The organism is Pseudomonas fluorescens (assembly GCF_902498195.1).
In the GTDB taxonomy this organism is placed as follows: Bacteria; Pseudomonadota; Gammaproteobacteria; order Pseudomonadales; family Pseudomonadaceae; genus Aquipseudomonas; species Aquipseudomonas fluorescens_BU.
Genome location: NZ_CABVIY010000008.1, coordinates 250,568 through 270,577 on the forward strand (window position 1 = coordinate 250,568; position 20,010 = coordinate 270,577).

Consider the following 20,010-nt stretch of genomic DNA (forward strand, 5'->3'; position numbering starts at 1 on the left):
CATGAGCACCTATGACGTCGTGATACTCGGCGGTGGCCCCGGCGGGTACAACGCAGCGATCCGCGCGGGCCAACTGGGCTTGAAGGCGGCCTGCGTGGAAGGCCGCGCCACCCTCGGCGGTACCTGCCTGAACGTGGGCTGCATGCCGTCCAAGGCATTGCTGCATGCCTCCGAACTCTACGACGCGGCCATGGGGGCGGAATTCGCCAACCTGGGCATCGAGGTCAAGCCCACGCTCAACCTCGCGCAAATGATGAAACAGAAAGATGAAAGCGTGACCGGGCTGACCAAAGGCATCGAGTTTCTCTTTCGCAAAAACAAGGTCGACTGGATCAAGGGCTGGGGCCACATCGACGGGCCAGGCAAAGTCACGGTGACAGACAGCGCGGGCGGCAAGACCGGACTGAGCGCCAGGGACATCATCATCGCCACGGGCTCCGAGCCCACTCCCCTGCCCGGTGTAGAGATCGACAACAAGCGCATCCTCGACTCCACCGGCGCGCTGTCACTGGCGCAAGTGCCGAAACACCTGGTGGTGATCGGTGCCGGTGTGATCGGCCTGGAACTGGGCTCGGTGTGGCGGCGTTTGGGCGCGCAGGTGACGGTGGTCGAATTCCTTGACCGCATCTGCCCCGGCGTGGACAGCGAAGCCGGCAAAACCTTGCAACGCTCGTTGAGCAAACAAGGCATCAGCTTCAAACTGAGTTCCAAAGTGACCCGCGCGACTGCGAGCGACACGGGCGTCCAGCTCAGCGTGGAACCTGCGGCCGGTGGCACCGCCGAAACACTCGAAGCCGATTACGTGCTGGTGGCCATCGGCCGCCGACCTTATACACAGGGCCTGGGGCTGGAGAACGTCGGGCTCGCCACGGACAAACGCGGCATGCTCGCCAACAAGGGCCATCGCACCGAAGCCGCTGGCGTCTGGGTGATCGGCGACGTCACCTCCGGGCCGATGCTCGCGCACAAGGCTGAAGACGAAGCCATGGCCTGCGTCGAGCAGATCGTCGGCAAGGCCGGCGAGGTCAATTACGATTTGATTCCCAACGTGATCTACACCAGGCCGGAACTGGCCAGCGTCGGCAAGACCGAGGAACAACTGAAGGCCGAGGGTCGCGCGTACAAGGTCGGCAAATTTCCCTTCACGGCCAATAGCCGGGCGAAGATCAACCACGAGACCGAAGGCTTCGCCAAAGTCCTGGCCGATGAGCGCACCGACGAAATCCTTGGCGTGCACCTTGTCGGGCCGAGCGTCAGTGAAATGATTGGCGAGTACTGCGTGGCCATGGAATTCAGCGCCTCGGCCGAAGACATTGCCCTGACCTGTCATCCACACCCGACCCGCTCGGAGGCGTTGCGCCAGGCGGCGATGAATGTGGAGGGGATGGCGACGCAGATGTAAGGTCTGAAATGGGCGGTGGCTGCACGACCGCTTTCGCGAGCAGGCTCGCTCCCACATTGGATCTGTGGCATTCACAAAACCAGTGTGGGAGCGGGCTTGCTCGCGAATGGCGCGACTCGGTCTAAAGCGGCAAATGCCCCAACGGCAATCCACCCGGCGCCTTCACCGTGTGAATCGCAAAGTTGCTACGGATATCACTCACCCCCGGCAACTTGAGCAAACACCCGGTCAGGAAGCGGTCATAGGCACGCAGGTCCGGCACCACCACCTGCAACAGAAAATCCGATTCCCCGGAGACCAGGAACGCGGAAATCACCTCGGGCAACGCCGTCACCGCCAAGCGAAAGGCTTCGGCCTGTTCATCGTTATGGCGCTCGACCCGGACGCCGACGAACACCGTCAAACCCAGCCCCACCTCATCACGATCCAGATTGGCCTGATAGCCACGAATCACCCCCGCCTCTTCCAGCATCCGCACTCGTCGCAAGCAAGGTGACGCCGACAGGCCAATCTCTTCTGCCAGTTGCACATTGCTCAGGCGACCGTCCCGTTGCAGCGCGGCGAGAATCTTGCGGTCGTAGGCATCGAGTTTCATGGCTTGGCAGATCCTGGAGGTTTATCGGTATTTAAGTAGCAGGTTATGCCAATAGACCCCGCATTAGAAGCAAACTACGCAAGCACCTGCCCTGCCTTCGCGCCCTAGACTGGCTCTACCGAATCGACAACGAATGGGGTGCAACATGGCGGGACTCTGGCTGTTTTTCATGGCGCTGGCGGTGGTGTATCTGTTGCCGGGGCCGGACATGATCCTGCTGCTGCAAACCGGCGCCCGCCAGGGTAAAGGCGCGGCGCTGGCGACGGCCGCAGGTCTGGCCATTGCCCGGGGTTGTCATGTCGCATTGGCGGCAATGGGGCTGGCAGCGCTGTTCAAGGCAGCGCCCTGGACCTTCGACGTGGTGCGCCTGGCCGGCGCCGCGTACCTGCTGTGGATTGGCATCCAGTGCCTGCGCACCACCCTGCTGCCCAACCTGAACAGCCCAACCACAACCGGCGAACAGCCCCGCTACCGGGAAGCGATCCAGCGCGGTTTGCTGACCAACCTGCTCAACCCCAAGGCCCTGCTGTTCTGCTCCGTGCTGCTGCCGCAGTTCATTGATCCACACACAGGACCGGTGCTCGCGCAATTCGCCACCCTCGGTGTGGTACTGGTGGTTGTTGGTTTTCTGTTCGACAGCGCATACGCCCTGGTCGGCGCCGCGCTCGGCCGATGGTTGCAGCGCAGTCCATCGGCCCAGCGCCTGCAGCAATGGTTATTCGGCAGCCTGTTGATCGGCTTCGCGGTGCGGTTGACTTTTGTGCAACAGGCTTGAGCCTTACCGGGCGTTGCGGCGGCGAATGATCAGAAACAGCGCCGCCGCCGTAAACGCCAGTACGCTACCCATCTGCAGCGGCGTCTTGTAGGGTCGCAGCGCCGCACGAGCCGCGTCGGTGACCTGGGTGAGATAGCGTTTATCGGCGCTATCGAAGTCCGGATCCTGGCACTGATGGCCAAAATCACCGGCCCACACCACATAGGGTCCGTCCTCGACATAACGCCGATAAAACGCGCTTTGCTCCGCCAGACTGGTGCCCCACATCGACGCCTTGCACAACACCGAGGCAAATGCCTGGCTGCTGTGGGGCAAATGGTCCGCCGCCTTGCTCGCCAAAGCGGTGGCGACAAAACGATAATGGAAGCGCTCATCCGGCCGTGCCACTGTCGCTGCCTGACGCTGGACTTCACCTTCGGCAACCAGCGGTCCCACCTTGAGCTCGGTGCTTTCCAGACTGTAGTTGCCGCCGAAGGTCGCATAGTCCGGCGACATCTCGTAGCCCAGCAACTCCATTCCGTCGTAACGGGCCACCTGTGCGGCATGGAAATAAGCGAAGGCCCGCTTGGTCGGCCACCATTTCGACTCAGCGTCATGTCGCAACTGCGCATACCACTTGGCCTTGTGGTGCAGCTCAAAATCGTCGAAATACGCCGGTGCTTCGTCGTAACGCTCTTCACGCAATAAACGTCGCGCCAGCAAGTTGCGCAATTTGGTCGCCACCGGCAACGGCACGTATTCATCACGTTCCTGCTGAGTTTGCGCAGGCGGTGCCGGCACCTGGGTATCGACGTAATGCTTGAGCTCATCGAGCGTCAACACCCGTTCGGCCACGGTCGCCGCATCTAGCCAGTAGATGTCCTTGCTGCGATAAAGCTGATCGAACGCTTGCAGGTAATCCCCACGTTGCAGGGCCAAAATCGCGCTTTCACCCTCGACACGACACTTGGGCTGGAGCGATTCGAATGCCCAGTCCGGCGTACGCCGCTCACCCCAGGATTCCGTCTGCGGGAAGGCTTGGGCCGCTTTCGCATACGCGGCCGCCGCCGCATTTTTATCACCGTCGCGCACCGCCAGTTTGGCCCGCAACCACCAGGCCAGGCCGCCATTGCCGGCGTGTTCGAGAAAGGCCTTCGCGCTGGTGTAGTCACCCTGTTGATAATTCATCGCGGCCAGGCGATCGGCATTGTCCAGACTGCCGCGTGTGCTGCCTTGCAGGAGCTTGATCAGTTTTTGTTCATTGGGCGGCTGATCACCGAATGACCAACCCAGTCGGCTGATCAAAGAAGCCGTGACCAATTGCTGCACCGGTTTGCCCTTGAGCAATTCGGCCAGTTGAGCGTCAGGCATCGCCGCCAGATCCGCCATCAACAGCTTCAATGAGGTGTAGCCCACTGCCGAACCGTGGAGATTTTGCGTGGCATAGAGTTCGATGGCGCGGTTCCAGTCACCCGCCGTGCGCGCCACGCGTGCTTCTTCGCCGAGACTGGCGACGCCCAGTTCCAGCGGATCAATGAAACCGTCGATGCTCAATTGCCGGGTTTGCTCGAAGGCCTTGCCAGCCTGCGCCAGCAGGTCCGGCGTTGCGCCCGCTTGCGCGCTCAAGGCGAACAATGTGCGGCCCAACGAATAGGCGGCCCAGGTGCTGCGCAACGCCCGCTGATCGGCGGGCAGCGCGAGCACTTTGTGAAAATACTCTGTCGCCAAAGCCAGATCATCGGCAGCAAACGCCACGGCGCCAGCCAGATACAGCCTGAGTTCGGCAGGCAGACTCGCGCCTTGCGCTTCGACCTGACGGGCATCGCTCAGAGCACGCAGCTGCTTCACAACCGCTTGTTGCTCGGCGGTCAAACCGGCTAGCTCGGCCTGGCTACGCAGTTCTGGATAGTCGGGCGTGTCCATGGTGTAGACGGTTGAACTGACGTTCTTCAGCCCGGTGATCGCGTGCCCCAGACGACTGACTTCGAAATTGAAGTTGCCCTCCGGCAGTTCCGCCAGCGACTGGCCACGATTGTCCAGCAGCCGCATGGGAAAATCCGGCCCGCACGCCAGCGCCGAACCCAGTGGCAGACTGAGGCTCAGGCACAGCACGTGGCGCGACCAGTTACGGGTGAACATTCGACTCTCCTTGATCAATTTTTGCGCAGCGTGCCCAACCGATGGCGCGCTGTCCGCCGGCCGCTATCCGACCTTCACGCAGGCGGGTGAAGGTAAGCAGATCCGGGCTTTGTTGCAACGCATAGCCGGCCAGCGCATCGGCCCCTTCGCAATTTCGCACCGCCAGCGTCAGGCGCTCGGGCCAGCTGCTGTCGAGGTTGCCCTCGTTTCGGATGCCGATGTCGTAAAGGCCCTGCCGGGCCGACAGGTTCAGCATCAAGTTGCTGTGCAACCGCTCACCACGCGCCACCGCGCGCAAAGTCGTCAGACTCCACGCACGACGATCGTCGGCCAACGGCAGGCGAAACCAGATCAGTCCGGCCAGATGCGCCGGTGGCTCGGCACGCAGTTGCGCGCCGAGCCGGTTCAATGACCGCGGATCGGCCAACAGCTCCTGACGCTTGCCCTCACGCTCCAGGGGGACTTCACTCTCCACGATCGGCGCGCCGCTGGCGCTGGGCAACAGCGCCACGCCATAGGCCGGCAATGCCAGATAGAAGGGTTTTGTGGTGATGCGACTCCAGGCCTTCACCCACTGGCGGGCCTGATCCGGATCAAACAGACCGCGACGGGGATCGCTCACGGCATGAACCTGCAACACACTGCTGTCGACGCTGGCCAACAGCGCAGGCAGTTCGCGACTGTCGAGCCAGGCCGGTAACGCGGTGATGCTCAAGGGCAAGGTGCCTGGCAGAACCGTGCGCAAGTGAGTCAGAAATTCGCGATAAGCCGGCAGGCGTGCAATACCCGCATCGTGGTCGATTTCCACGCCGGCCAGGCTCAGGCCCAGCGCCTGCCAATCACTGATCACTTGCTGAATCCGGGTCGTGACATCGTCCTGACCCAGTGACTTGAGTTGACCATCGAGGCGGATCACCGCTATCAACGGCCGGCCATCACCCTTGAGCAGCGCCGGATCAATCAGCGTCCGACGCCAGCCCATCTTCGGGAATGCCTGCAAGGCCAGCACGCGCAAGGTCGAGAAATCGGCGCGACTGTCCCTCAATGCGGCGTCATGGGCCGGCGTCCATTGCCGTTGCCAGACGTAGAGCTGCTGATCAAGCGCGGGGGCGTCTTGTCGTTCGCAGCCGTTGAGCAGCGTAAACATCGTCAGCAACGCCAAGCGCAAGAAACAATACATAAAACTCCATAAGGTCAATCCGATCGGCTACAGATCCAGCACTAAAGGCTGCGCCCCCTGGGCCGGGATCGCACAGCAGATCAGCACCTGTCCCTCATCCGGCACTTCCGCCGGTGGCTGTGGATAATGGACCTGGCCGCTGATCAACCGTGTTTTGCAGGTCCCGCAGGATCCACCGCGGCAACTGAACTCGGGGTGCAAGCCACGGCTTTCCGCCAGCTCTAGCAGAGTACCGCCATCGGGTTGCCAGCGCGCCTCCTTGGCCGAGCGCTCAAACACCACCGGCACCGAGGTGGTCGCGGCAGGGGGTTGCTCCATCACGACCGCATCGGGGTCCAGGCGTCGGCGCAAGGTAGAGGGGCCAAAAGTCTCGCCGTGAATCCGCGCATCACGAATGTCCAGTTCCCGCAGGCTGTCGTATAGCCCCTGGGTAAAACTGCCCGGGCCGCAGAGGACAAAGTCGACCTGGTCGTAATCCTCGGCCTCGATCAGGTTTTTGAGCAGCGCCACATCGATCCGCCCGCTCACATCATAATCCTCGCCCTCCCGAGCGTGCGCTTCCGGTTGGCTGAGCAGGCGCACCACCCTGACCGCGTCACCAGCCTCCTCGAGCAACCGATTCAATTCAGGAACGAACACCTGATCGGCCAAGGTGCGCGAGCTTTGCACAAACAACGTCGGCCGGATACGACGGGTACGCAACCCTTGGTAAACCACCTCACGCAGCATCGACAACAGTGGCGTAATGCCGACCCCGGCGGCCAACAGCACCAAAGGTCGACGCTCATGGGGCGCCACGGTGAAATGCCCTTGGGGGGCACGCGCTTCCAGCAGATCTCCCACGCGAATCTGCTCATGCAGGTGCGATGACACCCTTCCGTCACGCTTTACGCTGATGCGGAAAAAATCGTCGGACGGCGCGCTCGACAGGCTGTAGGTGCGGATATGCACCTCGCCGTCGATGTTGAACCTCAAGGGTAAATGCTGCCCGGCCTGGAACAATGGCAAACCAGCACCATCGGCAGGTTCCAGGTAAATCGAACGGATGTTGTGGCTCTGCGCTTCGATGCGCGCCACCCGCAGCGGCCGCCACTGATCGCCTAAGGCTTTGGCTTGCAGCCGGGCCTTGGCTTGCGCCCAGGTGCCCGTCAGCAAACTGGTGGGTGACACGCCGTCGAAGCGCCAGCGCAAGGCAAGCGCAGCAGCACGACGGACGACATGTTCCACGTGGAACGTCCACAGGCGTTCAGCCCCTTGAAATGCTTCAACCTGTGGCCCTTCAAGAATGATCTCGGTGCGGCCGCTCAGTTGCAGCAGGTCACCCGAATTGAAATCGATGAACAACAACCCCGCCCGAGGATTGACCATCAGGTTGCCCAGGGTGTTGAAAAATAGATTGCCGGCGAAATCCGGAATGGTCAGCCGATTCCCTTCCACCTGTACGAAACCGGCTTGGCCACCGCGATGGGAAACGTCCACCGAACGTTCGCCATCGACGTCCACATAGCTGGCAACAAAGAAGGTATCAGCCTGCGCGATCACAGCTTTGGCTGAATCATCCAGCTCGTTGAGGTACTGGGGGATTCGCGTCGCCGGGTCCGCCAGGGGCACCGTACGAAACTGGCGCAATTGGATGTATTGAGGGCAGTTGCCATAGGACTGATCCACGGTCACGGCGAAGCCGCCGGGCGACAGGCCACCGACCCGCCCGTTGATCCGGTTGCGGCGTCGGGTGTGCAGTTCAATGCCCAGCAAACCGATGGCCGCGCCATCGTTCAGTTGCGCCGGATCGTCATGCGCCGGCAGGCTACTGAATTGCAACAGACCCGGCTCTGGCGAGTGCGCGAAGCCCGGTTCGCCCTCCAGCACGCTGGCCCACGGACGACCCTCTGCATCGACCGCCCCGTACAGCATGAAAGGCAATTGCTGATAGAAGGTACGGTGCTGATCCGGCATTTCGCTGCGAATCACCCTACGACCCAGCACTTCCATTCGCTCGCCAACACCCACATGATCCTGCAACTGTTTCTCGCCGACATGCCACGGTGAACGATCCATTACGGTTTCTCCCCTGCACCAAAGGTGCAACGTGAAGGGCCCGAATCAATCGGGCCCGCAGCATCAGGCAGTTTTTTGCAGACCGGCGACCGTGCGCGGCATGGCGACAAAACCTGGCAAGGCTTCGACCCGTGCCAGCCAGGCGCGGATGTTGGCGTAGTCGTCCAGCGACACATTGCCTTCCGGCGCATGGGCGATGTAACTGTAGGCGGCCACATCGGCAATGGTCGGCTCACTGCCGGCCAGGTAAGTCGAATTGGCCAGTTCCTGATCGATCACCTTGAGCACGGTGTGTGCGTAGGGGATCACTTCCTCAGGGTTATAGGGCGCACCGAATACCGTGATCAATCGTGCCCGGGCCGGACCGAAGGCGATGGGACCTGCGGCGACGGACAACCAGCGTTGTACTTTCGCCGCTCCGACCGGATCGGCGGGCAGCCAACGACCGTTACCGTATTTTTGCGCCAGGTAAACCAGGATGGCGTTGGAGTCCGCCAACACCACGCCTTGATCATCCAGCACCGGCACCTGGCCGAATGCATTGAGTGCCAGATACTCCGGTTTCTTATGCTCGCCCTTGGCCAGGTCGACCAGGATCAGCTCGGTCGGCAGTTTCAGCAGGGAGAGCATCAGTTCCACACGGTGAGCATGGCCGGAACGAGGGAAGTTGTAGAGTTTGATGGCTTGCATGGGTCGACTCCGCGGGTGAGTGGCGCTGGTCGGGAGCGATCAGCACCGATGGCAGCCATCTTCTACCACTCGCGAAAACAACAGAATAACCAGCAAACGGAATGCATTGTTTCAGCCAGCGCAATAACCATCAGCCCTGCAAGGCCGCCTGTTCCCTGAGCGACTTCACCGTGAAGTCGACAAAACTGCGAACCCGCGCCGGGGCCTTGCGCCCGCCCTGATAGACCACATGGATTGGCAGTGGCGCCACTTCGTAATCCGCCAGGACAATTTCCAGCTCCCCGGCAGCGATCCTGCTCGCCACCTGATAAGACAACACTCGGGTATACCCCAAGCCGAGGGCGGCCGCGGTGATGGCGGCCTGGTTCGCCGTCACTACCAAGCGCGGTTCGGGCCGCACACTCAGCGGCTCGTCACCCTCAACAAACGGCCAGTTTTTCAGCTGGCCAATTGAAGAGGTCGCAATGACCGGCGCCTGGGTCAGATCTTGCGGGTGTGTTGGCCGACCCTGGCGCGACAGAAAATCCGGTGACGCAACAATCACCCGGCGCACTTGCCCCACCCGAATCGCATGCTGGTTGCTATCGGGTAATTCACCGATGCGTACCGCCACATCGACGCCCTCCTCGACCACACTGACCACGCGATCCACCAGCAACGCATTGATCGTGACGTCCGGGAACTGCGTCAGAAAACTCACCATCAGCGGTGTAACAAACAACTCACCAAACAACACCGGCGCGGTAATCGTCAGTTGTCCACGGGGTTGGGCATGACTACCGGCCGCGGAATCCTCGGCTTCCTGCACTTCGGCGAGAATTCTGCGACTGTCTTCGAGAAAACGCTGGCCCGCCTCGCTCAGGTGCACACTGCGCGTGGTGCGCGTGAGCAAATGCGTACCGATGCGCTTCTCCAGCGCAGCCACCGCCCGGGTGACGCTGGCCGCGGACATGCCCAAGCGCCGCGCAGCCGCCGAAAAACCCTGGTCCTGGGCAACAGCAGCGAAGACCTGCATTTCCTGGAAGCGGTCCATGGGCAACAACATCCTCGATTCAAATAAAAAAATCGCAGCCAAGGGCTGCGATTTCTAAGGGGTTCGATCAGCTGTGGATAACTTATTCCACAGTCACCGATTTCGCCAGGTTGCGTGGCTGGTCAACGTCGGTGCCTTTAAGCACGGCCACGTAGTACGACAGCAATTGCAGCGGGATGGTGTAGAGGATCGGCGACAGGATGTCGTGGATGTGCGGCATGTGCACAACGTGCGTGCCTTCACCGTTGGTCATGCCGGCCTTCTCGTCGGCGAAGACGATCAGCTCGCCACCCCGGGCGCGGACTTCCTGGAGGTTGGATTTCAACTTCTCCAGCAGTTCGTTGTTAGGCGCCACGGTAACCACGGGCATGTCGTTATCCACAAGCGCCAGCGGGCCGTGTTTCAGTTCGCCGGCCGGGTAGGCTTCGGCGTGGATGTAGGAAATTTCCTTGAGCTTGAGGGCCCCTTCCATCGCCACCGGGAATTGCGCGCCACGGCCGAGGAACAGGGTGTGGTTTTTCTCGGCGAACAGCTCGGCGATTTTTTCCACTGTGCTGTCCATCGCCAGCGCCTCGCCCAAGCGGGTCGGCAGGCGACGCAGTTCTTCGACCAGGGTGGCTTCAACGCCTTTTGCCAAGGTGCCGCGAACCTGACCCAGGGACAGGGTCAGCAACAGCAGGCCGACCAGTTGCGTGGTGAACGCCTTGGTGGACGCCACGCCGATTTCGCGACCGGCCTGGGTCAACAGCGTCAGGTCGGATTCACGCACCAGGGAGCTGATGCCGACGTTGCAAATCGCCAGGCTGGCGAGGAAACCCAGCTCCTTGGCGTTACGCAGCGCCGCCAGGGTGTCGGCGGTTTCCCCGGACTGGGAAATGGTGACAAACAGGGTGTCAGGCTGCACCACCACCTTGCGGTAGCGGAACTCGCTGGCGACTTCGACCTGGCACGGAATACCGGCCAGTTCTTCAAGCCAGTAACGCGCGACCATGCCGGCGTGATAGCTGGTGCCGCACGCGACGATCTGCACATTACGTACTTTGGCAAACAGTTCGGCAGCCTGTGGACCGAAGGCTTGTACCAGCACCTGGTTCTGGCTCAGGCGACCTTCCAGGGTGCGTTGCACCACGGACGGTTGCTCGTGGATTTCCTTGAGCATGAAGTGACGGAACTCGCCTTTATCGGCGGCTTCCGCGCCATCGCGATATTGCACGGCTTCGCGCTCGACGGCCTGGCCTTTAACGTCCCAGATCTGCACGCTGTCGCGACGAATTTCAGCAATATCGCCTTCTTCCAGGTACATGAAACGGTCGGTGACCTGACGCAGGGCCAACTGGTCGGAAGCCAGGAAGTTTTCACCCAGGCCCAGGCCAATGACCAGAGGGCTGCCACTGCGGGCCGCCACCAGACGGTCGGGCTGCCGAGCACTGATCACCGCCAGGCCATAGGCACCGTGCAATTCTTTAACGGTCGCCTTGAGCGCTGCGGTCAGATCAGGCTGATCCTTGAGTTTGTGATTCAGCAGGTGGGCGATGACTTCGGTGTCGGTGTCCGAAGTGAACACATAACCCAAGGCTTTGAGTTGTTCGCGCAGGGCTTCGTGGTTTTCAATGATGCCGTTGTGCACCACCGCCAGGTCACCGGAAAAATGCGGGTGCGCATTGCGCTCGCACGGTGCACCGTGAGTGGCCCAGCGGGTGTGGGCGATACCCAGGCGACCGACCAGCGCTTCTTCAGCCAGGGCCTGTTCCAGCTCGCTGACTTTGCCTGGGCGACGCACGCGTTCGAGTTTTTCGTCGTTGGTATACACCGCCACACCGGCGCTGTCATACCCACGGTATTCGAGGCGCTTCAGGCCTTCGACCAGGATGGCGGTAATGTTACGTTCTGCGACTGCGCCAACAATTCCACACATGCTATTTCTCCTGACTGACTGCCGCGCAAATCAAATTGATACCGCGGGCCTGAATCTGATCCCGTGCCTCAAGTGACAGGCGATCATCCGTAATAAGGGTATGGACGCTGCTCCAGGGCAGTTCCAGGTTTGGAATCTTGCGACCGATTTTGTCGGCCTCGACCATCACCACCACTTCGCGTGCGACCTCGGCCATGACTCGGCTGAGTCCCAGCAATTCATTGAAGGTGGTGGTACCGCGAACCAGATCGATGCCATCGGCACCGATGAACAACTGATCAAAGTCGTAAGAGCGTAGTACCTGTTCGGCAACCTGCCCCTGAAAGGACTCGGAATGCGGATCCCAGGTTCCGCCGGTCATGAGTAGCACCGGTTCGTGCTCGAGTTCGCTCAAGGCATTGGCGACATGCAGCGAATTGGTCATCACCACCAGGCCCGGTTGTTGGCCGAGTTCGGGAATCATCGCGGCAGTGGTACTGCCACTGTCGATAATGATCCGCGCGTGTTCACGAATCCGCGACACGGCAGCCCGGGCGATGGCTTGCTTGTGCCGGGAGACGGGTTGGCTCAGGTCGGCCACCAGTTCCTGAGGCATGGTGATCGCGCCGCCATAACGACGCAGGAGTAGACCGTTACTTTCGAGTGCCGCCAGATCCTTGCGAATCGTAACTTCAGAGGTTTCGAAGCGCTTGGCCAGTTCATCCACACTGACTTCACCCTGCTCATTGAGCAAGGCAAGGATGTTGTGACGACGTTGAGGAGTGTTGCGCTTCGACATGAGCTGGTAAGTTTCGATTCGAAAGATAACGGAAGCAATCAAAACCTATCGACGAATCTTCGTCAAGCGCAGGGCGATAAAAAGATCTGTGGATAAATGCATCGCGGGCAAGCCTCAACCTTACAGATCAGGAATCAGGCTTGCCCGCGAATACAACGGACCGGCCTGTGAATAACTTCAGCCGATCATGGATATGTGGATAACTCAGCTCTTCTTGATCTTCTCCGGCCGCTTCCAGCCATCGATGTTCTTCTGCCGCGCTCTACCCACAGCCAATTGTGCGTTATCCACATTCTGGGTAATGGTCGAACCGGCCGCAGTGGTCGCCCCATCGGAGATATCCACAGGCGCTACCAACGAGTTGTTGGAACCGATGAACACATCCTTGCCCAGCACGGTTTTCCACTTGTTGGCGCCATCGTAGTTGCAGGTGATGGTGCCGGCGCCGATGTTGGTGCGAGCGCCAATTTCCGCATCGCCCAGGTAAGTCAAGTGCCCGGCCTTGGCGCCTTCGCCCAGGTGCGCGTTTTTCAGCTCGACGAAGTTACCCACATGCGCTTTTGCTTCGAGCACCGTGCCCGGACGCAAGCGGGCAAACGGACCGGCATCGCTGCCTTCACCCAGAATCGCGCCTTCGATATGGCTGTTCGCCTTGATCACCACGCCTTTGCGCAGGGTGCTGTCCTTGATCACGCAGTTCGGGCCGATCACCACGTCGTCTTCGATGACGACCTTGCCTTCAAGGATCACGTTGATATCGATCAGCACATCACGACCGACGGTCACTTCGCCGCGCACGTCGAAACGCGCCGGATCGCGCAGTGTCACGCCCTGGGCCATCAATCGGCGACCGGCGCGCAATTGATAGTGACGCTCAAGCTCGGACAGTTGCTTGCGGTCATTGGCACCCTGCACTTCCATGGCATCGTGAGGTTGCTCGGTCGCCACCACCAGACCGTCGCTGACTGCCATGGCGATCACATCAGTGAGGTAATACTCGCCCTGGGCATTGTTGTTGGAGAGACGGCTCATCCATCCGCCAAGACTTTCGAAAGGCAACGCGAGAATACCGGTATTGCCTTCGGTGATCGCACGCTGGGCTTCGTTGGCGTCTTTCTGCTCGACGATGGCGGTGACCTTGCCATCGGCATCCCGAACGATTCGGCCGTAGCCGGTCGGGTCTTCCAGCTCTACCGTCAGCAGGCCCAGTTGCTTGGGCGCCACTTGCTTGAGCAGGCGTTGCAGGGTTTCCACTTCGATCAAGGGTACGTCACCGTAGAGAATCAGCACGGTATCGGATTTGATGAATGGGACCGCCTGGGCCACGGCATGACCGGTGCCGAGCTGTTTGTCCTGCAGGACGAAATTCAGATCATCAGCGGCCAGGCCTTCACGAACCACATCGGCGCCGTGGCCGATCACCACGTGGATGCGTTGTGGATCGAGTTGTCGGGCGCTGTGGATAACATGGCCGAGCATCGAATTGCCGGCAATCGGGTGCAAGACTTTCGGCAAGGCGGAACGCATGCGCGTACCTTGGCCAGCAGCGAGGATTACGATTTCAAGAGACATGACTGGCTACCAATCCTGGGTGGTCAGCGGCTGCGACCAAGTGGTGAACGTCGGAAAATAAAAAAGGGTAGCCGAGGCTACCCTTTTTAATCAATCGCACAATAAGCGAGCCTTAGTGGCCGAACTTCTTGCGGATCTGCTGGACGGTGCGCAGCTGAGCTGCAGCCTCGGCCAGACGTGCGGCAGCAGAACCGTAATCGAATTCCGCGCCCCGCTCATGCAAGGCCTTCTCGGCAGCCTTAACGGCTTCCTGAGCGGAGGCTTCGTCCAGGTCGGCAGCTCGTTGCACGGTGTCGGCAAGAACCTTGACCATGTTCGGCTGAACCTCGAGGAAACCACCGGAGATGTAATACACCTCCTCTTCCCCGCCCTGCTTGACCAGGCGGATCGGACCTGGCTTCAGATTAGTGATCAGCGGCGCGTGACCCAGGGCGATACCAAGATCACCCAGTGCACCGTGCGCAATCACCATCTCGACCAGACCGGAAAAGATTTCTCCTTCCGCGCTGACGATATCGCAATGGACTGTCATAGCCATCTGATTGCCTCAACCTAAATTAGCGCCCGTTGCCGGGCGCCGGGATTACAGTTTCTTGGCTTTCTCGATCGCTTCTTCGATGCCGCCAACCATGTAGAACGCTTGTTCTGGCAGGTGGTCGTAGTCACCGTTGAGGATGCCTTTGAAGCCAGCAATGGTGTCTTTCAGGGAAACGTATTTACCCGATGCACCGGTGAAGACTTCAGCCACGAAGAACGGCTGCGACAAGAAACGCTGGATCTTACGAGCACGGTTTACCAACTGCTTGTCGGCTTCCGACAGCTCGTCCATACCCAGAATCGCAATGATGTCCTTCAGTTCTTTGTAACGCTGCAGCACGTACTGAACACCGCGAGCGGTTTCGTAGTGGTCGTTGCCGATCACGTTCGGGTCCAGCTGACGCGAAGTCGAGTCCAGTGGGTCTACCGCTGGGTAGATACCCAGGGAAGCGATGTCACGGGACAGAACGACGGTGGCGTCCAAGTGGGCGAAGGTGGTCGCTGGCGACGGGTCAGTCAAGTCGTCCGCTGGTACGTATACGGCCTGGATCGACGTAATCGAACCTTGCTTGGTCGAAGTGATGCGCTCTTGCAGCACGCCCATCTCTTCAGCCAGGGTCGGCTGGTAACCTACTGCGGAAGGCATACGGCCCAGCAATGCGGATACTTCAGTACCGGCCAGGGTGTAACGATAGATGTTGTCGACGAACAGCAGAACGTCGTTACCTTCGTCACGGAACTTCTCGGCCATGGTCAGGCCGGTCAGGGCTACGCGCAGACGGTTTCCCGGCGGCTCGTTCATCTGACCGTAAACCAGTGCCACTTTGTCCAGAACGTTGGAGTCCTTCATCTCGTGGTAGAAGTCGTTACCCTCACGAGTACGCTCACCCACACCGGCGAACACGGAATAACCGCTGTGCTCGATGGCGATGTTACGGATCAGTTCCATCATGTTTACGGTTTTGCCTACACCGGCACCACCGAACAGACCGACTTTACCGCCCTTGGCGAACGGGCAAACCAGGTCGATAACCTTGATGCCGGTTTCCAGCAGGTCGTTGCCGCCAGCTTGCTCGGCAAACGAAGGTGCTGGACGGTGAATGCCCCAGCGCTCTTCGGTGTCGATCGGGCCAGCTTCGTCAATCGGGTTACCCAGTACGTCCATGATCCGGCCCAGGGTCGCTTTACCGACCGGTACGGAGATGGCAGCGCCAGAGTCGATAACGTCCAGACCGCGCTTCAAGCCTTCGGTGGAACCCATCGCAATGGTACGAACTACGCCGTCGCCCAGCTGCTGCTGAACTTCCAGGGTAGTTTCCGCGCCTTGTACTTTCAGCGCGTTGTAGATGCTCGGTACGCTGTCGCGTGGAAATTCCACGTCGATAACGGCGCCGATGATTTGAACGATACGTCCGCTACTCATAGCTGGATCCTCTGAATATTTGAACCGTTAAACCGCGGCAGCGCCGCCAACGATTTCCGAGATCTCTTGGGTGATCGCAGCCTGACGCGCCTTGTTGTAGACCAGCTGCAAATCGCTGATCAAATCACCGGCGTTGTCGGTAGCGTTCTTCATCGCGATCATCCGCGCAGCCTGTTCAGCCGCGTTGTTCTCGACCACCGCCTGGTAAACCTGCGACTCCACGTAACGCACCATCAGGCCGTCAAGCAGCTCTTTGGCGTCCGGTTCGTAGAGATAGTCCCAGTGGTGCTTGAGTTCTTGATCCGGGGTTGCCACCAGCGGAACCAATTGCTCCACGGTAGGCTGTTGCGTCATGGTGTTGACGAACTTGTTGGATACCACGGACAGGCGGTCAATACGGCCGTCCAGGTAGGCATCCAGCATCACCTTGACGCTGCCGATCAGATCATTGATCGACGGCTCTTCACCCAGGTGGCTGATAGCTGCAACGACGTTACCGCCGAAGTTGCGGAAGAAAGCCGCACCCTTGCTACCAATCACACACAGATCAATCTCGACGCCGTTTTCGCGGTTTACCGCCATGTCCTTGACCAGGGCCTTGAACAGGTTGGTATTCAAGCCGCCGCACAGACCACGGTCACTGCTCACCACGACATAGCCGACACGCTTTACTTCGCGGTCGATCATGAACGGATGGCGGTATTCCGGGTTGGCGTTGGCCAGATGCCCAATTACCTGGCGGATACGCTCCGCATAAGGACGGCTAGCAGCCATGCGCATTTGTGCCTTGCGCATTTTGCTGACCGCCACTTTTTCCATGGCGCTGGTAATTTTTTGCGTGCTTTTGATGCTCGCAATCTTACTGCGAATCTCTTTTGCGCCTGCCATGTAACACCTATCAGGTTAGCAAGCGGGAGCCTTGCGGCTCCCGCTGCGGCTTACCAGGTTTGGGTGGCCTTGAACTTCTCGATACCGGCTTTCAGGCCGCCATCGATCTCGTCGTTGAAGTCACCCTTCACGTTGATCTTGGCCATCAAATCGGCGTGATCGCGGTTGAAGTAAGCAATCAGCGCTTGTTCGAAGCTGCCAATCTTGGCGATTTCAACGTCAGTCAGGAACCCACGCTCAGCGGCATACAGCGACAGCGACATGTCGGCGATCGACATTGGCGCGTATTGCTTCTGCTTCATCAGCTCGGTAACGCGCTGACCATGCTCAAGTTGCTTACGGGTCGCTTCGTCCAGGTCAGAAGCGAACTGGGCGAATGCCGCCAGTTCACGGTACTGAGCCAGAGCGGTACGGATACCACCGGACAGCTTCTTGATGATCTTGGTCTGAGCGGCACCACCCACACGGGATACCGAAACACCGGCGTTCACTGCAGGGCGGATGCCCGAGTTGAACATGGCCGATTCCAGGAAGATCTGACCGTCGGTGATGGAAATCACGTTGGTCGGAACGAACGCGGAAACGTCGCCAGCCTGGGTTTCGATGATCGGCAGTGCGGTCAGGGAACCGGTTTTGCCGGTCACTGCGCCGTTGGTGAACTTCTCTACGTACTCTTCCGAAACGCGGGATGCGCGCTCCAGCAGACGGGAGTGGAGATAGAACACGTCGCCTGGGTAAGCTTCACGGCCTGGTGGACGGCGCAGCAGCAGGGAGATCTGGCGGTAAGCCACTGCCTGCTTGGACAGATCGTCATAAACGATCAGCGCGTCTTCACCGCGGTCGCGGAAGAATTCACCCATGGTGCAACCGGAGTACGGTGCCAGGAATTGCAGCGCAGGAGATTCCGAAGCACTGGCAGCCACGATGATCGTGTTGGCCAGGGCGCCGTTTTCTTCCAGCTTGCGAACCACGTTGGCGATGGTCGATTGTTTCTGACCGATGGCAACGTAGACGCAGAAAATGCCGCTGTTCTTCTGGTTGATGATCGCGTCGATGGCCAGTGCGGTTTTACCGATCTGACGGTCACCGATGATCAGCTCACGCTGGCCACGGCCGACAGGGATCATGGCATCGACAGCCTTGTAGCCAGTCTGTACAGGCTGGTCTACCGACTTACGCCAGATCACGCCTGGAGCAACTTTCTCGACCGCGTCGGTCTCGGTGTTGCCCAGTGGACCTTTGCCGTCAACAGGGTTACCCAGTGCGTCGACTACGCGACCCAGCAGTTCCTTACCAACCGGAACTTCGAGGATGCGGCCGGTGCACTTGGCGCTCATGCCTTCAGCCAGAGTCTGGTATGCGCCCAAAACAACGGCACCTACAGAGTCTTGCTCCAGGTTGAGGGCCATACCGTAGACGCCGCCCGGAAACTCGATCATCTCGCCGTACATGACGTCGGCCAGACCGTGAATCCGCACGATGCCGTCAGATACGCTGACGACAGTGCCTTCGTTACGGGCTTGGGAGGTCACATCGAGCTTGTCGATGCGGCCCTTGATAATTTCACTTATTTCGGAAGGATTGAGTTGCTGCATTGCTCTGCTGCCCCTTCAAACTCAAGATTTCAATGCTTCGGCAAGTTTCGCGATTTTGCCGCGAATCGAGCCATCGATAACCAGGTCGCCGGCGCGGATGACGACACCACCAATAAGGGCAGCGTCCTCCGCAACTTGCAGGCGCACTTCCCGGTTGAGTCGTGCACTGAGAACCTTGGCGAGTTTGTCTTGCTGTTCTTGGTTCAATGCAAAAGCACTGGTCACTTCAACGTCTACCGACTTCTCTTGTTCAGCCTTGTACAGGTCGAACAGAGCGGCAATCTCCGGCAACAGCGGGAGACGGTCGTTTTCGGCAACGACGTGAATGAAGTTCTGTGCCTTGGCATCAAACTTGTCGCCGCACACGTCAATGAACGTGGCGGCCTTTTCTGCGCTCGTCAGTCGCGGGGCCTTGAGCACGCGCTGCATGGTGTCGTCTTCCGACACCGCTGCAGCCAGGCCGAGCATGGCTGACCAATTGGCCAGTTGCTGGTGGGCCTGAGCGTGCTCGAAGGCCGCCTTAGCGTAAGGTCGGGCCAACGTGGTCAGTTCTGCCATGATCGCCCTCGCTTAGATTTCAGCAGCCAGTTGGTTAACCAGCTCTGCGTGCGCGTTTTGATCGATTGACTTGCCCAGGATCTTCGAAGCACCGTCAACGGCCAGGCTACCCACTTGGGCGCGCAGCGCGTCTTTGACACTGTTCAGTTCCTGTTCGATCTCGGCCTGAGCCTGAGCCTTCACACGGTCAGCTTCGACGCGAGCCTGTTCACGGGCTTCGTCGACAATCTGGGTACCGCGCTTCTTGGCTTGCTCGATGATTTCAGCTGCCTGAGCTTTCGCTTCGCGCAGTTGGTGACCCGCTTTCTCTTGGGCCAACTCCAGGTCGCGAGCTGCTCGGCTGGCAGCGTCCAATCCATCCGCGATCTTCTTTTGACGTTCGTGCAGTGCCGCGATGACCGGAGGCCATACGAACTTCATGCAGAACAGTACAAAAATGAGGAACGCAACGGACTGGCCAATCAGGGTCGCATTAATGTTCACGCCAACACCTCGCAGTAACGTTGTCCATCACATCAAATTACTCGGAAGATCCGAGTAATTAGCCAGCGATCTGACCAACGAACGGGTTCGCAAAGGTGAAGAACAGAGCGATACCAACACCGATCATGGTTACGGCGTCGAGCAGACCGGCAACGATGAACATTTTAACTTGCAGCATTGGAACCATTTCTGGCTGACGCGCTGCGCCTTCCAGGAACTTGCCGCCCAGCAGGCCGAAACCAATTGCGGTACCCAGTGCGCCCAGGCCGATCAACAGTGCAACAGCGATAGCGGTTAGACCAACTACAGTTTCCATCTTTCCTCCCGACTTTTACGTCGTATGGTTTAGGTTTTTTAGATTAAAGCGGTAAAACAAATCGTTTCATGGTGCCCCGTGAGGAGCCCCCTCC

Annotated in this window: 18 protein-coding genes; 2 read left to right on the forward strand and 16 right to left on the reverse strand. The window is 59.6% G+C overall.

The window, feature by feature from the left end:
- Position 1: 1 nt before the first annotated feature.
- Complete coding sequence (gene lpdA / locus F8N66_RS27265; protein WP_150773081.1) at positions 2–1,402, forward strand: dihydrolipoyl dehydrogenase; 1,401 nt, start codon at positions 2–4, stop codon at positions 1,400–1,402.
- A gap of 121 nt (positions 1,403–1,523) precedes the next feature.
- Here the strand turns inward: lpdA and F8N66_RS27270 are convergent, their stop codons facing one another.
- Positions 1,524–1,997: an Lrp/AsnC family transcriptional regulator gene (locus F8N66_RS27270; RefSeq protein WP_150773082.1), complete on the reverse strand. Its 474-nt coding sequence runs from the start codon at positions 1,995–1,997 to the stop codon at positions 1,524–1,526.
- A gap of 145 nt (positions 1,998–2,142) precedes the next feature.
- Here F8N66_RS27270 and F8N66_RS27275 point away from each other — a divergent pair, with 145 nt between their 5' ends.
- The gene (locus tag F8N66_RS27275; RefSeq protein ID WP_150773083.1) at positions 2,143–2,772 is read left to right on the forward strand and encodes a LysE family translocator; all 630 of its coding nucleotides are present in this window, start codon (positions 2,143–2,145) and stop codon (positions 2,770–2,772) included.
- Between the two features lie 3 nt (positions 2,773–2,775).
- Here the strand turns inward: F8N66_RS27275 and F8N66_RS27280 are convergent, their stop codons facing one another.
- The 15 genes from F8N66_RS27280 to atpE all read right to left on the reverse strand — a co-directional run bounded on the left by F8N66_RS27280 (position 2,776) and on the right by atpE (position 19,916).
- Entirely contained in the window at positions 2,776–4,890 is a 2,115-nt protein-coding gene (locus F8N66_RS27280; protein WP_150773084.1) for a hypothetical protein, read from the reverse strand.
- Complete coding sequence (locus F8N66_RS27285) at positions 4,877–6,070, reverse strand: DUF3142 domain-containing protein (RefSeq protein ID WP_150773085.1); 1,194 nt, start codon at positions 6,068–6,070, stop codon at positions 4,877–4,879. Before F8N66_RS27285 ends, F8N66_RS27280 begins: the two co-directional genes overlap by 14 nt.
- Positions 6,071–6,097: 27 nt before the next feature.
- Positions 6,098–8,128 carry a pyridoxamine 5'-phosphate oxidase family protein gene (locus F8N66_RS27290; RefSeq protein WP_150773086.1) on the reverse strand — a complete coding sequence of 677 codons (2,031 nt, stop codon included), beginning with the start codon at positions 8,126–8,128 and terminating at the stop codon, positions 6,098–6,100.
- Between the two features lie 63 nt (positions 8,129–8,191).
- On the reverse strand, positions 8,192–8,818 hold the full coding sequence (locus F8N66_RS27295; RefSeq protein WP_150773087.1) for a glutathione S-transferase family protein: 627 nt from the start codon (positions 8,816–8,818) through the stop codon (positions 8,192–8,194).
- A gap of 130 nt (positions 8,819–8,948) precedes the next feature.
- Positions 8,949–9,851: a LysR family transcriptional regulator gene (locus F8N66_RS27300; RefSeq protein ID WP_150773088.1), complete on the reverse strand. Its 903-nt coding sequence runs from the start codon at positions 9,849–9,851 to the stop codon at positions 8,949–8,951.
- 82 nt (positions 9,852–9,933) lie between these two features.
- Complete coding sequence (gene glmS, locus F8N66_RS27305) at positions 9,934–11,766, reverse strand: glutamine--fructose-6-phosphate transaminase (isomerizing) (RefSeq protein WP_150773089.1); 1,833 nt, start codon at positions 11,764–11,766, stop codon at positions 9,934–9,936.
- 1 nt (position 11,767) lies between these two features.
- Positions 11,768–12,544 carry a DeoR/GlpR family DNA-binding transcription regulator gene (locus tag F8N66_RS27310; protein WP_150773090.1) on the reverse strand — a complete coding sequence of 259 codons (777 nt, stop codon included), beginning with the start codon at positions 12,542–12,544 and terminating at the stop codon, positions 11,768–11,770.
- Positions 12,545–12,748: 204 nt separating this feature from the next.
- A complete protein-coding gene (gene glmU / locus F8N66_RS27315; RefSeq protein ID WP_150773091.1) occupies positions 12,749–14,116 on the reverse strand; it encodes a bifunctional UDP-N-acetylglucosamine diphosphorylase/glucosamine-1-phosphate N-acetyltransferase GlmU in 1,368 nt (455 codons plus the stop codon).
- A 112-nt stretch (positions 14,117–14,228) separates the two neighbouring features.
- The gene (locus F8N66_RS27320; protein ID WP_007969909.1) at positions 14,229–14,654 is read right to left on the reverse strand and encodes a F0F1 ATP synthase subunit epsilon; all 426 of its coding nucleotides are present in this window, start codon (positions 14,652–14,654) and stop codon (positions 14,229–14,231) included.
- A gap of 45 nt (positions 14,655–14,699) precedes the next feature.
- Complete coding sequence (gene atpD / locus F8N66_RS27325; RefSeq protein ID WP_095194539.1) at positions 14,700–16,076, reverse strand: F0F1 ATP synthase subunit beta; 1,377 nt, start codon at positions 16,074–16,076, stop codon at positions 14,700–14,702.
- Between the two features lie 27 nt (positions 16,077–16,103).
- Positions 16,104–16,964: a F0F1 ATP synthase subunit gamma gene (atpG, locus tag F8N66_RS27330; RefSeq protein WP_137805869.1), complete on the reverse strand. Its 861-nt coding sequence runs from the start codon at positions 16,962–16,964 to the stop codon at positions 16,104–16,106.
- Between the two features lie 50 nt (positions 16,965–17,014).
- Complete coding sequence (gene atpA / locus F8N66_RS27335) at positions 17,015–18,559, reverse strand: F0F1 ATP synthase subunit alpha (RefSeq protein WP_150773092.1); 1,545 nt, start codon at positions 18,557–18,559, stop codon at positions 17,015–17,017.
- A 21-nt stretch (positions 18,560–18,580) separates the two neighbouring features.
- Positions 18,581–19,117, reverse strand: coding sequence for a F0F1 ATP synthase subunit delta (locus tag F8N66_RS27340; RefSeq protein ID WP_008045680.1), 537 nt, complete (start codon positions 19,115–19,117; stop codon positions 18,581–18,583).
- Positions 19,118–19,129: 12 nt separating this feature from the next.
- Positions 19,130–19,600, reverse strand: a complete 471-nt coding sequence (locus F8N66_RS27345; RefSeq protein ID WP_095194535.1) for a F0F1 ATP synthase subunit B — start codon at positions 19,598–19,600, stop codon at positions 19,130–19,132.
- Between the two features lie 58 nt (positions 19,601–19,658).
- The gene (atpE, locus tag F8N66_RS27350; RefSeq protein WP_003097235.1) at positions 19,659–19,916 is read right to left on the reverse strand and encodes a F0F1 ATP synthase subunit C; all 258 of its coding nucleotides are present in this window, start codon (positions 19,914–19,916) and stop codon (positions 19,659–19,661) included.
- Positions 19,917–20,010: the final 94 nt, after the last annotated feature.

Coding starts and splice junctions, on each gene's coding strand:
- lpdA (WP_150773081.1), top strand. CDS start 2: ATGAGCACCTATGACGTCGTGATACTCGGCGGTGGCCCCGGCGGGTAC.
- F8N66_RS27270 (WP_150773082.1), bottom strand. CDS start 1,997: ATGAAACTCGATGCCTACGACCGCAAGATTCTCGCCGCGCTGCAACGG.
- F8N66_RS27275 (WP_150773083.1), top strand. CDS start 2,143: ATGGCGGGACTCTGGCTGTTTTTCATGGCGCTGGCGGTGGTGTATCTG.
- F8N66_RS27280 (WP_150773084.1), bottom strand. CDS start 4,890: ATGTTCACCCGTAACTGGTCGCGCCACGTGCTGTGCCTGAGCCTCAGT.
- F8N66_RS27285 (WP_150773085.1), bottom strand. CDS start 6,070: ATGTATTGTTTCTTGCGCTTGGCGTTGCTGACGATGTTTACGCTGCTC.
- F8N66_RS27290 (WP_150773086.1), bottom strand. CDS start 8,128: ATGGATCGTTCACCGTGGCATGTCGGCGAGAAACAGTTGCAGGATCAT.
- F8N66_RS27295 (WP_150773087.1), bottom strand. CDS start 8,818: ATGCAAGCCATCAAACTCTACAACTTCCCTCGTTCCGGCCATGCTCAC.
- F8N66_RS27300 (WP_150773088.1), bottom strand. CDS start 9,851: ATGGACCGCTTCCAGGAAATGCAGGTCTTCGCTGCTGTTGCCCAGGAC.
- glmS (WP_150773089.1), bottom strand. CDS start 11,766: ATGTGTGGAATTGTTGGCGCAGTCGCAGAACGTAACATTACCGCCATC.
- F8N66_RS27310 (WP_150773090.1), bottom strand. CDS start 12,544: ATGTCGAAGCGCAACACTCCTCAACGTCGTCACAACATCCTTGCCTTG.
- glmU (WP_150773091.1), bottom strand. CDS start 14,116: ATGTCTCTTGAAATCGTAATCCTCGCTGCTGGCCAAGGTACGCGCATG.
- F8N66_RS27320 (WP_007969909.1), bottom strand. CDS start 14,654: ATGGCTATGACAGTCCATTGCGATATCGTCAGCGCGGAAGGAGAAATC.
- atpD (WP_095194539.1), bottom strand. CDS start 16,076: ATGAGTAGCGGACGTATCGTTCAAATCATCGGCGCCGTTATCGACGTG.
- atpG (WP_137805869.1), bottom strand. CDS start 16,964: ATGGCAGGCGCAAAAGAGATTCGCAGTAAGATTGCGAGCATCAAAAGC.
- atpA (WP_150773092.1), bottom strand. CDS start 18,559: ATGCAGCAACTCAATCCTTCCGAAATAAGTGAAATTATCAAGGGCCGC.
- F8N66_RS27340 (WP_008045680.1), bottom strand. CDS start 19,117: ATGGCAGAACTGACCACGTTGGCCCGACCTTACGCTAAGGCGGCCTTC.
- atpE (WP_003097235.1), bottom strand. CDS start 19,916: ATGGAAACTGTAGTTGGTCTAACCGCTATCGCTGTTGCACTGTTGATC.